General features: G+C 55.8%; 15 protein-coding genes. 13 read left to right on the top strand and 2 right to left on the bottom strand.

Annotated elements, in window-relative coordinates; translation table 11 throughout:
* Positions 1 to 39 precede the first annotated feature (39 nt).
* The 10 genes from mnmE to CBW65_RS07090 all read left to right on the top strand — a co-directional run bounded on the left by mnmE (position 40) and on the right by CBW65_RS07090 (position 10,155).
* Complete coding sequence (gene mnmE / locus CBW65_RS07135) at positions 40 to 1,419, top strand: tRNA uridine-5-carboxymethylaminomethyl(34) synthesis GTPase MnmE (RefSeq protein WP_087456285.1); 1,380 nt, start codon at positions 40 to 42, stop codon at positions 1,417 to 1,419.
* A gap of 11 nt (positions 1,420 to 1,430) precedes the next feature.
* Positions 1,431 to 3,317 carry a tRNA uridine-5-carboxymethylaminomethyl(34) synthesis enzyme MnmG gene (mnmG, locus tag CBW65_RS07130; protein ID WP_087456284.1) on the top strand — a complete coding sequence of 629 codons (1,887 nt, stop codon included), beginning with the start codon at positions 1,431 to 1,433 and terminating at the stop codon, positions 3,315 to 3,317.
* Positions 3,310 to 4,032, top strand: coding sequence for a 16S rRNA (guanine(527)-N(7))-methyltransferase RsmG (gene rsmG, locus CBW65_RS07125; RefSeq protein ID WP_087456283.1), 723 nt, complete (start codon positions 3,310 to 3,312; stop codon positions 4,030 to 4,032). The genes mnmG and rsmG overlap by 8 nt, the downstream gene beginning before the upstream one ends.
* 134 nt (positions 4,033 to 4,166) lie before the next feature.
* Entirely contained in the window at positions 4,167 to 5,030 is an 864-nt protein-coding gene (gene noc / locus CBW65_RS07120; RefSeq protein WP_087459150.1) for a nucleoid occlusion protein, read from the top strand.
* A gap of 139 nt (positions 5,031 to 5,169) precedes the next feature.
* Positions 5,170 to 5,928, top strand: a complete 759-nt coding sequence (locus CBW65_RS07115; RefSeq protein ID WP_087456282.1) for a ParA family protein — start codon at positions 5,170 to 5,172, stop codon at positions 5,926 to 5,928.
* On the top strand, positions 5,925 to 6,773 hold the full coding sequence (locus CBW65_RS07110; protein ID WP_087456281.1) for a ParB/RepB/Spo0J family partition protein: 849 nt from the start codon (positions 5,925 to 5,927) through the stop codon (positions 6,771 to 6,773). Before CBW65_RS07115 ends, CBW65_RS07110 begins: the two co-directional genes overlap by 4 nt.
* A gap of 297 nt (positions 6,774 to 7,070) precedes the next feature.
* Entirely contained in the window at positions 7,071 to 8,249 is a 1,179-nt protein-coding gene (locus tag CBW65_RS07105) for an aminotransferase class V-fold PLP-dependent enzyme (RefSeq protein WP_087456280.1), read from the top strand.
* A 168-nt stretch (positions 8,250 to 8,417) separates the two neighbouring features.
* Positions 8,418 to 9,128, top strand: coding sequence for a DUF554 domain-containing protein (locus CBW65_RS07100; protein ID WP_198299777.1), 711 nt, complete (start codon positions 8,418 to 8,420; stop codon positions 9,126 to 9,128).
* Between the two features lie 186 nt (positions 9,129 to 9,314).
* Positions 9,315 to 9,812, top strand: coding sequence for a DUF4446 family protein (locus CBW65_RS07095; protein WP_157721823.1), 498 nt, complete (start codon positions 9,315 to 9,317; stop codon positions 9,810 to 9,812).
* A gap of 94 nt (positions 9,813 to 9,906) precedes the next feature.
* Entirely contained in the window at positions 9,907 to 10,155 is a 249-nt protein-coding gene (locus CBW65_RS07090; RefSeq protein WP_087456278.1) for a hypothetical protein, read from the top strand.
* 73 nt (positions 10,156 to 10,228) lie between these two features.
* Here CBW65_RS07090 and CBW65_RS07085 read toward each other — a convergent pair whose 3' ends face one another.
* Together CBW65_RS07085 and yyaC are read right to left on the bottom strand one after the other, a co-directional pair.
* The gene (locus CBW65_RS07085) at positions 10,229 to 10,486 is read right to left on the bottom strand and encodes a YkuS family protein (protein WP_087456277.1); all 258 of its coding nucleotides are present in this window, start codon (positions 10,484 to 10,486) and stop codon (positions 10,229 to 10,231) included.
* 84 nt (positions 10,487 to 10,570) lie between these two features.
* Positions 10,571 to 11,239: a spore protease YyaC gene (yyaC, locus tag CBW65_RS07080; RefSeq protein ID WP_087456276.1), complete on the bottom strand. Its 669-nt coding sequence runs from the start codon at positions 11,237 to 11,239 to the stop codon at positions 10,571 to 10,573.
* A 98-nt stretch (positions 11,240 to 11,337) separates the two neighbouring features.
* On the opposite strand from yyaC, the gene CBW65_RS07075 reads away from it, so the two are divergent.
* The 3 genes from CBW65_RS07075 (at position 11,338) to CBW65_RS07065 (ending at position 13,187) form a co-directional block, all read left to right on the top strand.
* Entirely contained in the window at positions 11,338 to 11,940 is a 603-nt protein-coding gene (locus CBW65_RS07075; protein WP_087456275.1) for a hypothetical protein, read from the top strand.
* Positions 11,941 to 11,956: 16 nt separating this feature from the next.
* The gene (locus CBW65_RS07070; RefSeq protein WP_087456274.1) at positions 11,957 to 12,205 is read left to right on the top strand and encodes a putative Se/S carrier protein; all 249 of its coding nucleotides are present in this window, start codon (positions 11,957 to 11,959) and stop codon (positions 12,203 to 12,205) included.
* A 79-nt stretch (positions 12,206 to 12,284) separates the two neighbouring features.
* Positions 12,285 to 13,187 carry a mechanosensitive ion channel family protein gene (locus tag CBW65_RS07065; RefSeq protein ID WP_087456273.1) on the top strand — a complete coding sequence of 301 codons (903 nt, stop codon included), beginning with the start codon at positions 12,285 to 12,287 and terminating at the stop codon, positions 13,185 to 13,187.
* The last annotated feature ends 15 nt before the right edge of the window (positions 13,188 to 13,202 follow it).

The raw sequence follows: 13,202 nt of genomic DNA, 5'->3' as shown, positions 1-13,202 counted from the left end.
CAAGCTAAACGGAAAGTGGATAAGTTGGGAGAGAAATGCATGAATGAGTTTGATACGATCGCGGCGATTGCCACCGCGCTTGGAGAAGGCAGCATCGCGATCATTCGCGTCTCCGGCAGCGAGGCGATCTCCGTTGTGGATAAGATTTATCGGGGCAAAAAAAAGCTGACCGCTGTGGACAGCCACACCTTTAACTATGGCCACATCGTCGACCCGCAGACGGGCGAGACGGTCGATGAGGTTTTTTGCGCCGTTTTGAAAGCGCCGCGCACCTATACCGGCGAAGAGGTGGTGGAGATTCAGGGCCACGGCGGGATCGTCGCCGTGCAGCGCGTTATGCGCCTCGTGCTGAATCATGGCGCGCGACTGGCCGAACCTGGCGAATTTACCAAACGCGCCTTCCTGAACGGCCGCATCGACCTGTCGCAGGCGGAAGCGGTGATCGACGTGATCCGCTCCAAGACCGACATGGCGATGAAAGTCGCGCTCTCGCAAGTCGAAGGGCAGCTGTCGGGGAAAATCAGGCTTCTGCGCCAAAAGATGGTCGAGATGCTCGCTCACATCGAAGTGACGATCGACTACCCGGAGCATGATGTGGAAGATGTGACGACACAAAATGTGATCCGTGAAGGTCTTGTTGTCGCGGCCGAGATCGAGAAGCTGCTCGCCGGCGCCACGACGGGGAAAATTTTGCGCGAAGGGCTGAAGACGGTGATCATCGGCAAGCCGAACGTCGGCAAATCGTCGCTGCTCAACGCCTTGTCGCGCACGAACCGCGCCATCGTAACCGACATTCCGGGCACGACCCGCGATATTTTGGAAGAGATGATCAACCTGCGCGGCATCCCGCTAAACATCATCGACACAGCGGGGATTCGCGAGACGGAAGATGTGGTGGAAAAAATCGGGGTCGAGCGCTCCCGCTCCGCTTTGAATCAAGCCGACCTGGTCTTGTTTATGGTCGATGCTTCGCGACCCTTGGAAGAGGTGGACCGCGAACTGCTGGCAGCGGTCGGGCCGTACCCGGCGATCCTGATCCTGAACAAGCTGGACCTGCCGCGCCAAGTCGATCTGGAGGAGCTGCGCGGGCTTGCCGAGGGCAAGAAGCTCGTTGAGACGTCTGTCGCTATGGGAGAAGGGCTGGAGCAGTTGGAAGCGGCGGTGGAAGACCTGTTCCTGTCCGGCGGCATCGAAGGCAAGGAAGGCACGTACGTCTCGAATGCGCGCCATGTCGCGCTGCTCGAAAAAGGCATGCGGGAGATGAACGAAGCGATCTCCTCGGCCCAGATGGGCATGACGCTCGATCTGGTCGCCGTCGATGTGAAAAACTGCTGGATGTCGCTTGGCGAAGTGATTGGGGAAGCGGTCGGCGAGGATTTGCTCGATCAGATCTTCTCGCAATTCTGCCTGGGGAAATAGGAGGGGACAACATGCGTTACGAAGCTGGAACATACGACGTGATCGTCATCGGCGCCGGTCATGCCGGCGTGGAAGCGGCGCTGGCGGCAGCTCGCTTGGGCTGCCAGACGCTGATGCTGACGATCTCGCTTGATCATATCGCCTATATGCCGTGCAACCCGGCGGTCGGGGGGCCGGCGAAAGGCAACGTCGTGCGCGAAATCGACGCGCTGGGCGGCGAGATGGGCCGCAACACCGACCTGACCTACCTGCAGATGCGCCTCTTGAACACGGGCAAAGGCCCGGCGGTGCATGCGTTGCGGGCGCAGGCTGATAAATTTTATTATTCGCACCGGATGAAAGAGACGGTGGAAGCGACGCACAACTTGACGGTGCGCCAGTCGATGGTCGATGAGCTGCTGTCCGAAGGCGGCCGCATCACCGGCGTTGTCACCCACACCGGGGCTACATACAGAGCGAAGGCGGTTGTCGTCACGACCGGCACCTACCTGCGCGGCAAGATCATCATGGGCGAAGTGCAGTACCAGAGCGGTCCGAGCGGGCAACTGCCGTCCTTGAAGCTGACCGATTCGCTGCTCGACCACGGCTTCCAGCTGACCCGTTTCAAGACGGGAACGCCGCCGCGCGTGCACCGCGATTCGATCGATTTTTCGGCGACGGAGATACAGCCGGGCGACGATGCGTTTTACCATTTCCAATTCTCCGACGATGTTGAGGCCCGCGAGCAGATGCCGTGCTGGCTGACCTATACGAACGAAACGACCCACGCGGTGATTCAGGAAAACCTGCACCGCTCGCCAATGTTCTCCGGCGTGATCGAAGGCACCGGCCCGCGCTACTGCCCGTCGATCGAGGACAAAATCGTCCGTTTCGCCGAGCGCCCGTCGCACCAGATCTTCCTCGAACCGGAAGGGCGGCACACGGCAGAGTACTACGTGCAAGGGCTGTCCACGTCACTTCCGGAAGAAGTCCAGCTGCGCATCCTGCGCACGATCAAAGGCTTGGAAAATGCCGTGATGATGCGCCCGGGCTATGCGATCGAATATGATGCGATCGTCCCGACGCAGCTGCAGCTGACTTTGATGACCAAAGAAGTAGAAGGCTTGTTCACGGCCGGCCAGATCAACGGCACGTCCGGCTATGAAGAAGCGGCCGGGCAGGGCCTGATCGCCGGGATCAACGCGGCGATGCATGCGCTGGAGCGCGAGTCGGTGATTCTCGACCGTTCGGACGCTTACATCGCGGTGATGATCGACGACCTGGTCACCAAAGGCACCAACGAGCCGTACCGCCTGCTGACCTCGCGTGCAGAGTACCGCCTGATCCTGCGCAACGACAACGCTGACCTGCGCCTGATGGAGATCGGGCACAAGATCGGCTTGGTGTCCGATGAGCGCTTTGGCCGCTATTTGCAGAAAAAAGAAGCGATTGAGCGCGAAAAAGGCCGCCTGCGCACCACGCGCGTCAAAGCGGATGAGATCAACCCGCGCCTGACCGAGCTTGGCTCCGCTCCAATCGCCGATGCGGTGTCGCTGGAGCAACTCCTGCGCCGTCCGGAAGTGGCGTACAACGTGCTGGCTGAGGTCGCACCGTCACCGGAGGAACTGCATCCGGAAGTGGCGGAGCAGGTCGAGATCCAGACCAAATACGCCGGCTACATCGAAAAGTCGTACCTGCAGATCGAAAAGCAAAAGAAGCTGGAGCTGAAATTGATCCCGGATGATATCGACTACAGCGTGATCAAAGGCTTGTCCTCCGAGTCCCGCGAAAAGATGGGCAAGATCCGCCCGCGCTCGATCGGGCAGGCGTCGCGTATCTCCGGCGTCAACCCGGCCGACATTTCGATCCTGATGGTCTATTTGGAAACTCACGGGAAGAGGAGTGCAGCCAATGTCTGAGGTGCAGACCTTGTTTAGATCGCAAGTGGCAGCAAAGCTGGGGGTCGCTCTGTCTGACGAGCAGATGGGGCAGTATGAACTGTATTTCAAATGGCTGGTCGAGTGGAACGAAAAAATGAATCTCACGGCGATCACCGATGAGCAGGGCGTGTATTTCAAGCATTTTTATGACTCGATGACGTTGTTGTCGGCAGCGCGTTTTCAGCGCAGCGGCACGCTGCTTGACGTTGGCGCCGGGGCCGGTTTTCCATCGCTTCCGGTGCACATCGCGGCACATGAGTTGCAGGTGACGGTGCTCGATTCGCTGAACAAGCGGATTGGGTTTTTGAATGAGCTCGGTGCCGCGTTAGGAGTGAAAAGCTTTAAAGCGGTACATGGCCGGGCGGAAGACTTCGCCAAGCCGGACCAGTGGCGCGGGCAGTATGACCAGGTCACCGCCCGTGCGGTGGCGCGGCTGAATGTGCTGCTCGAATTGTGCCTGCCGTATGTGAAGACGGGCGGCCACTTCTTTGCGATGAAAGGGCCGGATGCGGACAACGAGGTGTCGGAAGCGAAAAAGGCGCTCGACATTCTCGGCGGACGCGTCGTCGATGTGATCAAGACTGCTTTGCCGGTCGAAGAAGGCGAGCGCAACATCATCGTCGTCGAAAAGATCAAAGCCACGCCGAAACAATATCCGCGCAAAGCGGGAACACCGGCGAAAAGTCCGCTCTAAATGAAGTCGCTTTTTGTAAAAAGATAGGAAGATTTGCGGTTTGTGGCTGAAAAGCAGGAAATATCCACGGTTTTGCCGAAGTATGTTGAGAAGTTTTAAGTGCATGTACTAGGAGTAGGTGGGTGAGTTCGGTGGTGAAAGAGCAATTGTCACGAATTTTCGGTCTGGGTGATCGGGAAGAAGCGATGACGGCAGTGGCCGGGCAGGATGCAGCTCAAGCTCAAGAAGAGGTGCAGCAGATTCCAATCGACCAGATCGTTTCCAGCCCCTATCAGCCGAGAACGATTTTTGACGATGAACGCATCGAGGAGTTAGCGCAGACAATCCGCACCCACGGGATGATTCAACCGATCGTCGTTCGCAAAGTTGGCGATAGATATGAACTGATCGCAGGGGAACGCCGTTGGCGCGCTTGCACGAAGCTCGGCATGGAGACGATCCCTGCCATCATCCGCGAGTTGAACGACACGCAGGCCGCATCGGTCGCGGTGATCGAGAACTTGCAGCGTGAAGGGCTGACGGCAATCGAAGAAGCGGTGGCGTATGCGAAGCTGCTGGAACTGCATAGCTTGACACAGGAGAGCCTGGCACAGCGTTTGGGGAAAGGGCAGTCGACGATTGCCAACAAACTGCGCTTGCTGAATCTCCCGCAGGCGGTGCAAGAGTCTTTGATGGCGCGCAAGATTTCGGAGCGTCATGCCCGCGCACTGCTTGCGCTGGGGCAAGAGGAACTGCAGCTGAAGGTGCTCCAGGAAATCGTGGAAAAAGAGCTGAACGTCAAACAGACAGAAACGCGCGTCAAGGCGCTGCTCGAAGCGCAGGTTCCAGTCAAGAAGCCGCGGAAGATCTCTTTCTCCCGCGATATTCGTCTTGCCGTGAACACGATCCGCCAGTCGCTCGACATGATCGTGCAGAGCGGGATCAACTGTGAAAAAGAAGAAGAGGATCACGAGGACTATTACCAATTCGTAATTCGTGTGCCGAAATCAAAATCGTAAGCTTTTTTGATAAATTCCTCGCTATATTCGAAATTCATTCCAGCAGGCGATAAGCCTGCTTTTTTGCATGCTACCCATTTTGCGCTTTATCTTGTAAAATGAAGGATGCGTCTTAACGTTTTGAAAGAGGGTGATGCTCATGGCGAGAGTCATCGCAGTGGCGAACCAAAAAGGTGGCGTGGGCAAAACCACGACATCGGTGAACCTCGGTGCTTGCCTGGCGAGTCTTGGCAAGCGCGTGCTTTTGATCGATATCGACCCGCAGGGGAATACGACCTCCGGGATTGGCATTAATAAAGCCGATGTGCGCTATGATATTTACGATGTGTTGATTAACGAAGTGAACGCGAGCGAAGCGGTCAACGATACGGATGTTCCGAACTTAAAAATTCTCCCGGCGACGATCCAACTGGCCGGGGCGGAGATTGAGCTGGTGTCGACGATGTCGCGCGAAGTCAGACTGCGTCAGGCGTTGCAGCCTTTGAAGTCGCAGTTTGATTATATGCTGATCGACTGCCCGCCTTCTTTGGGGCTTTTGACGGTCAATGCGCTGACGGCGTCCGACTCTGTTTTGATCCCGATTCAGTGCGAGTATTATGCGCTGGAGGGGTTGAGCCAGCTGCTCAATACGATTCGGATGGTGCAGAAGCATCTGAACACGTCGCTGGAGATCGAAGGCGTCTTGCTGACGATGCTCGATGCACGGACCAACCTGGGTCTGCAGGTGATCGAGGAAGTGAAGAAGTATTTCCGCGAGAAGGTGTACACGACGGTGATTCCGCGTAACGTCCGACTTGGGGAAGCCCCTTCGCATGGCCAGTCGATCATTCAGTATGACCCGCGATCGCGTGGTGCTGAGGTCTATCTGGAACTCGCAAAGGAAGTGGTCGGAGCATGAATAAGCGTGCAAGCGGACTCGGGCGAGGATTGGAAGCGATCTTCAACTCGAATCCGAAAGGGGACGAGCCGGTTTCCAGCGTTGCTGTAGCGGAATTGCGTCCGAATCCGTATCAGCCGCGTCGTGTGTTCGATGACGAAAAGATTGAGGAATTGGCAGCTTCGATTCGGGAGCATGGTGTCATTCAACCGCTGATCGTTCGCGTCGCTGTACGCGGCTATGAGATCGTGGCGGGGGAACGCCGTTTGCGCGCTTCGAAGCTGGCCGGTTTGAGTGAAGTGCCGGTTGTGGTGCGTGACTTTACCGATCGTCAGATGAATGAGATTGCGCTGATTGAGAATTTGCAGCGTGAAGATCTGAATCCGATTGAGGTGGCAGAAGCGTACCAGAGCTTGATGGAGAAGTTCGACATGACGCAAGATGTCATGGCCAAGAAGGTCGGACAATCCCGGTCGCATGTGGCGAACATGCTGCGCTTGCTGAATTTGCCGGGTGAGATTCGCGAGCATGTTTCACGTGGAACATTGTCGATGGGTCATGCGCGGGCGCTGTTGGGGCTGCAGGATAAGAAGCAGCAGATTGCGTTGGCGGAGAAGGCGATCGATGAGGAATTGTCGGTACGGCAGGTTGAGCATTTGGTGAACCGATTGCAAAATCTGCAACAGCGCGAGACGAAGAAGGTTGCGAAGCCGAATCCTGTTTTGAAGCAGTATGAGGAAGAGTTTCGGACGCGGCTGGGTACTGGCGTGAAGATTATGCAAGGGAAAAAGCGCGGGAAGATTGAGATTGAGTACTTCTCGACAGATGATTTGGAACGGATTTTGAGTTTGTTGCAGAATTCGTAGTAAGGGATAGAGATAGCGGGGTCTTCCGATACTGGTAGTTGTAGAGCCGGTGGTGGAAGGTTCCGCTATATTTGTAGGGGGAAAGATGGAGGCTGGAGGGGGATGGGTGGTCGGGTCCGGGCGGGACATGCTCCGGGTTCACGTTTCATCTGTACCCCTTGATTGAGTAAACCCTTTTTAGAGGAAGGGTAAAGATTCAAAGATCACCACTTCCGCATATCCCGCCCTCCCCCAAGGGGTTCATAGGGCTTATGGGGGGAAGGGCAGGGCGGTTGGGTGGTTGATACTTTAGTGGTTATGGACTTTTTGTTGGCTGATGGAGGAGGTTGGGTTGTAGTGATCTACTTGGATAATGCGGCGAGCTCGTGGCCGAAGCCGCCGGAGGTGGCGGCGAAGATGGAGGAATGCTTGCGGGAGTATGGGGCGAATCCGGGGCGGGGCAGTCATGCGCTTTCGATGAAAGCCTCGCGGGTTATTTTTGAGGCGCGGCGCAAGGTGGCCGGGCTGTTTGGCGTGAAGAATCCGGACAATGTTATTTTTACGCAGAATGCTACGGAAGCGCTGAATTTGGGGATTCTGGGGCTGTTGAAGCCTGGGGATCACGCGATTACGACGATGCTGGAACACAATTCGGTTCGGCGGCCGCTGGAATATGTTCGGCGGGAACGCGGGGTTGAACTTACATATGTGCAGGCGGATGAACGGGGTCGCCTGCTGGCTGAATCGGTTCGGAATGCGATTCGGGAGAATACGAAGCTGATTGTTGTTACACATGGATCGAATTTGACCGGGACGCTTTTGCCGGTCGGGGAGATTGGCGCGATTGCCAAGGAACATGGCGTTGTGCTCATGGTCGACGTCTGCCAGACGGCTGGGGTCTACCCGATTGATGTGGAGGCGATGAATATCGGGATGTTGGCGTTTACGGGTCATAAGGGCCTGTATGGGCCGCAGGGCACCGGGGGGCTGTATTTGCACCCGGAGGTGGAGCTGGAACCGCTCATGCACGGCGGGTCGGGCGGATACTCGGAGCTGCTGGAGATGCCGAAGACCAGACCGGATCGGTATGAGGCCGGGACTCGGAACACGGTCGGGATCGCCGGGCTGTTGGCCGGGATTTCGGTTGTGGAAAGTAAAGGTCTTGACAAGATTCGGGAACATGAGGAAACTTTAGCTTATCAACTTCATCAAGGGCTGGAAGCCATCGGAGGCGTCACGGTCTATGGACCGCCGCTGAGCGAACCGAGGGTGCCGATTGTATCGTTTACGGTGGAGGGCTATGAGTCGCATGAAGTCGGGTTTATTTTGGATCGCAATTATGGGATCTGCGTACGCTCCGGGCTGCACTGCGCCCCCGTGGCGCATGAGACGATCGGGACGGTGGAGCAAGGCGTGGTCAGGGCTTCTGTGGGGCTGTTTAACACCGAGGAAGACGTAAAGGCGCTGCTGGATGCGGTCGCCGAGATAGCAGGCTGATTCGGGCTGTGGAGAGGCCAGACGAAGGTCTTGTAGATACGATTGCAGTCGCCGAGATTGCTGGCTGGTTCGGGCCGAAGAGAGGTCAGACGAAGGTCTTGTAGGGACGCACGATTGTGGTTGCTGAAATTGCTGGCTGAGTCAGGCAGAAGAGAGGGAGTCGGAAGGATGTCTCTGTTAGGGACGGTTGTGAATGCAATTGCCATTTTGATTGGCGTGGCGATCGGCGGGCTGATGAGCCGGATTCCGGATCGCATGAAAGTGACGATTTTGCAGGGCCTGGGCCTCGCTGTGTTTGTGATCGGGCTGTCGATGGTTGTCGGCGTGGCGACGGCAGAAGGGTATGATTTCTTTATTGTCATCGCATCGCTGGTGTTTGGCGGGATCATCGGGGAACTGCTCGATATTGAAGGCAAGCTGAACAGCCTCGGGAAGTGGATTGAAGGCAAGATGAGCCGCTTTGGGCAGGGCAAGATCGCCGAAGCATTTGTGTTTTCGTCTCTGGTGTATTGTGTGGGGGCGATGGCGATTGTTGGTTCCCTAGAGAGCGGGCTGGAAGGGTCACATAAGATTTTGTATACCAAGGCGATGCTGGACGGCTTTTCGGCGATCTTCTTTACGTCGGCGATGGGGATTGGCGTTGGATTGTCGGCGATCCCGGTGTTTTTGTACCAGGGCGCGATTGCCCTGACCGCAGTATGGCTGGCCGGCTATCTGTCCGACCCGGTGATTACCGTGATGTCGGCAACAGGCGGGATTTTGATCATGGGGATCTCGCTAAATGTCATGGAGATCAAGAAGGTCAATGTCGGCAATCTGCTGCCGGCGATTTTCGTGGCAGCGATCATCAAGGTCATTTTGATTCCATATGGATTTTAAAGGCGAAGGGAGCTTGCGAATCGGCAGGCTCCCTTTATTCATGGGGGTTTTTGGCGGCCATATCCTGTCTGGGATGGGGCATTTTAAAAGTACAGGCAGGGGTCTCGTATTCTGTGCTAAAATAGCAGATATGCCCAGTAGATGCTAACGTTACGGTTTAGTGGTAGAAGAGGAGGTACGAGGGGTATGGCGAACGATTGGATTTTGGCCAATCTCGATGCGGTCGTCGCGTTGATTTTCGGGTTGCTGTTCCTGTTGCTGATCGTGTTTATCATCCAGTCGGTGCGCCTGCGCAAAGTCCAGAAGCGGTATCGGATGCTGATGAAAGGACTGAAGCAGGCGAATTTGGAGGAAGTGCTGTTTACATATGCGGACGATGTGCGGGCAATGCGCGAGACGGTGCGTGGGGTGATCGCCACCCAGGAGCAGCAGGCGCAGGATCTGCAGATCTCGTGCGGGCCGGTTGGCGTGGTGCGCTACAATGCGTTTGAAGGCACAGGCAGCGATTTGAGCTATAGCATTGCCGTGTTGAATCGGGATGCGGATGGCGTTGTGTTCACGTCGATTTTCGGGCGGGAGGAGTCTCGATCCTACGCCAAGCCGGTGATGGCCGGGGCGTCGACTTATCCGCTCAGCGAGGAAGAGAAGCAGGCGATCTCGATGGCGCTGAACAAGATGAAATAAGGGCTCCGCAGTGATGCGGGGTCTTTTTTTGTGCGTTGATATAGTATAATGGGAGTATGAGGCTGGTTTCGTACGGAAGGGGAAGTGACAAAAAATGTGGAAATTCATCGATATTTTGATGGTTCTCTCCGCACTGGGTGCTTTTACGTTTGTTGTGCTGGCATTCCGCAACAAAACGAACGCGAAATTCATCAAGTTGCGTGAACTGTTCACCGGTTTGTTTTTTGTTTTCTGGGGATTGGGCGACATGTTGATTCGGGAATCGCTGGCATTTGGGATGGCTTTTGTGGGCTTAGGCGTGGTGTGGCTGTTCCTGTTTTTGCGGTCGCGGTATTTGAAATAGAGGTTGTGTTTCACGTGGAACACATGGCAAAACATCCTGGGGAGTAGGCACCCAGGATGTTTTTTGTTGGTGGTTAGCGGGTTGCGTTTTGGATGCGTTGTGCCACTTCGTCGGGACGCATGCCATGGGCGTTGATGACCGGTGCTTTGGTCTGGGTATCGGAGATGCCCATGATGTTTTGGTCGGCGCCGGAGATAACGATTGCGTCGAGACCTTGGCCTTGGTTGTTCAGGTTTTGGGCAGCGAGGTCGCAGCAGTCATAACCCTGCTGGCTCAGGTAGTCACGCACATTGCCCAGATTGGCTTCAACAGCAACACGTTTGTTGGTCATTAGAAAACCTCCCCTCGGAGACTTTGGTAGGTGGGACAACCAAAGCTAGTATGAGGAGAGGTCGGGTTTGTTATGCGGGAGGTATTAGCTTTTGAAACCCAGCAGATTGTTGATCCGGTTGACCAGCGGCTGTTTTTGCGGAAGGGGCTCAGGCAGGCTCGCCGGTTCGGGGAGCGTGAAAGTAGCCGCTTGGGTCAGGGATTCGGTCAGCGCATCGGCGATGCAGTCGGCCATTTTCATGACGACCGACAGACGCGTGTTCTGCAATACGAAGTATTCCATAAAGCCCCCGACGTTAACGATGCCGGTGATGTGGATGTGGCCGACTTCGGGCAGGACTTTGTTGACGCCAGCACCTGGCTTGAGCGGACCGTCGCCAAGCGTGACCATCCCAACGGAGGCGAGCTGGCCGAGGCAGGCGTCTACGGCGATCACATAGGGATTGTGGTACGTCGTTTCGATCTCTTGTATGGTATCTTTAAGATTGACAGCATGAACAGGCGCATCCAGCGTGCCGTAGACGACCGCTTGGCTGGCTTGCAGGCGTCCGCTCAGCTTGGAGCCGACGAGCGGTCCGAGCGCATCTCCTGTGGAACGGTCGGTGCCGATGCAGACGATCACCACTTGGCGTTCACGGGATGGCTGATGGACAGTATAGAGCAGTCGTTCGGAAAGAAACTTGGCAGATTCAACGCTTGTATGGTCAACCTTGTACGGCAGATCTGCACTCCGGGTTACGTTTTGTTTGAACATGTGGTTTCTCCTCCGCAGTTCATAGGTTTTACCAGTATATGCAGTTGGAAAAGGTTTCATACCTCGTCCACTCCGCTCATACCTTGAGAAGAGGACCTATGGGAACGGAGGAAGAGCTGCGTATGGTGGACTTGCTGTTGATGGTGGCGGTGGCGTGGTGCGCGTATTTTGGCTGGAAGCGGGGGTTTTTGCGGACTTGCATCGACGCGTTGGCGCTGGTGGTGCCCCTTTTCTTTTTGACGCTGTCGATCCCGTTTTTGAAAAGTGTGCTGTTTGACGAAGGCTGGAACTTTGGGCTGGCCAAATGGATGGCCGGGCATCTCGTCAAGACATCGCCCTATTCGAATGGATTTATGGAGCTGGAGACGGCACAAGCGGTGACGAAAGGGCTGAACTCGCACGCGCCGGCGGTGGTCGAGCGCTTCTATGACCTGTTTTTGCTGGGGCTGATGGGCGGGGCGGTTTTTATCGGTTTGCAAATGATCTTGCGCGTGTATGAGACACTATGGAGAGATGCGCACGGCATGTGGCGCTCACAGGCGCTGGGCGGCTTGATGGGGCTCGGAATCGGGCTGACCATCTCGACGTACCTGGTCAGCGTGTTAGGGCTGATCTGCTGGATTCAGGGGATGCAGTGGCTGGATCAGGGGCTGATGCAGTCGGTGTTTGTGCATGCCTTGTACCGGTTTATATTCTGGTGAGGATGGTGGCTTGGAAATGGCTGTGGAATATTGGCTGGTGGCATTTGATTCGACGCATCATGCCCTGAGGGCGGAAGCGGAACTGGAAGGGGCGGGGCTGGATATCGACATTCGCCCGACGCCGAAAACGGTGACGGCCGGGTGCGCTTTGTCGATCGACTTTTTCCCGCAGGATCTGGAGACGGTGCAGCGCGTGTTGACCGAAAAGGAAGTTGTGGTGCGCGGCTACTACAAGCCGGATGGGACTACATATGTGACGTTATGATGAGATCGTCATGAGATTGGATGACTGATACTCTCGCAGTTTGTATAATAGACAATAACTTTTCTCATAGGAGGCGAATATGGAGACGATACAAAAAACGTTAGCAAACTTAGGCGCCACGTTAGCTTCGACCGAGTTCTGGCTGGGCTTGGGCTGGATCGTGTTTAAGATCGTGCTGATCTTGGTCGCGGCGAAACTGGTGATGAACTTGGGACGTGTGATGATCGAGCGCGTGTTGTCGCACCGCACGATGCGGATGGATGAACGGCGCGGGAAGACGATCATCGCGCTGCTGTTGAATGTGATGCGCTATGTGGTCTATTTCCTGGTCGTGCTGATGATCTTGTCGAACATCGGGATCAACGTGACCACGCTGATCGCCGGGGCCGGGGTGGCCGGACTGGCGATTGGCTTTGGGGCGCAAAGCTTGGTGAAGGATGTCATCACCGGATTTTTCATCATTTTTGAGGATCAGTTCGGTGTCGGCGATAATGTGATGATCAATACCAACCTGCAGATTCGCGGGAATGTTGAGGAAGTGGGGCTGCGCATTTCGAAAGTGCGCGCCTATACGGGGGAGATTCATATTATCCCCAACTCGCAGATCCAGCAGGTGACGAACTTCTCGAAGACGAATTCATTGGCAGTTGTCGATGTTTCGGTTGCCTATGAAGAAGATCTGCAAAAAGTGTTTGCGGTGATGAAAGAAGTCGGCCATGCGGTCCAGGCGGAAAATGAAAACGTGCTGGGCGATCCGCAGGTACTCGGCGTGCAAATGATTGGGCCGCACAATGTGGTCGTGCGGATGACGATGGATTGCAAGCCGATGGAGCATTACGGCGTCGGACGCGAACTGCGCCAGAAGATCAAAGAAGCGTTTGACCGCGAAGGCATTGAGATTCCGTATCCGAAGCAGGTCGCGCTGTTTCCGGGACAGTCCGACATGGATGAGCAGAAAAAGGCGGCAGCGGCAGGAAGCTGATCTGCCTGAGGAGAG

This window comes from Tumebacillus avium (genome assembly GCF_002162355.1).
Classification (GTDB): domain Bacteria; phylum Bacillota; class Bacilli; order Tumebacillales; family Tumebacillaceae; genus Tumebacillus_A; species Tumebacillus_A avium.
This window is presented reverse-complemented; position numbering and strand designations above follow the sequence as displayed.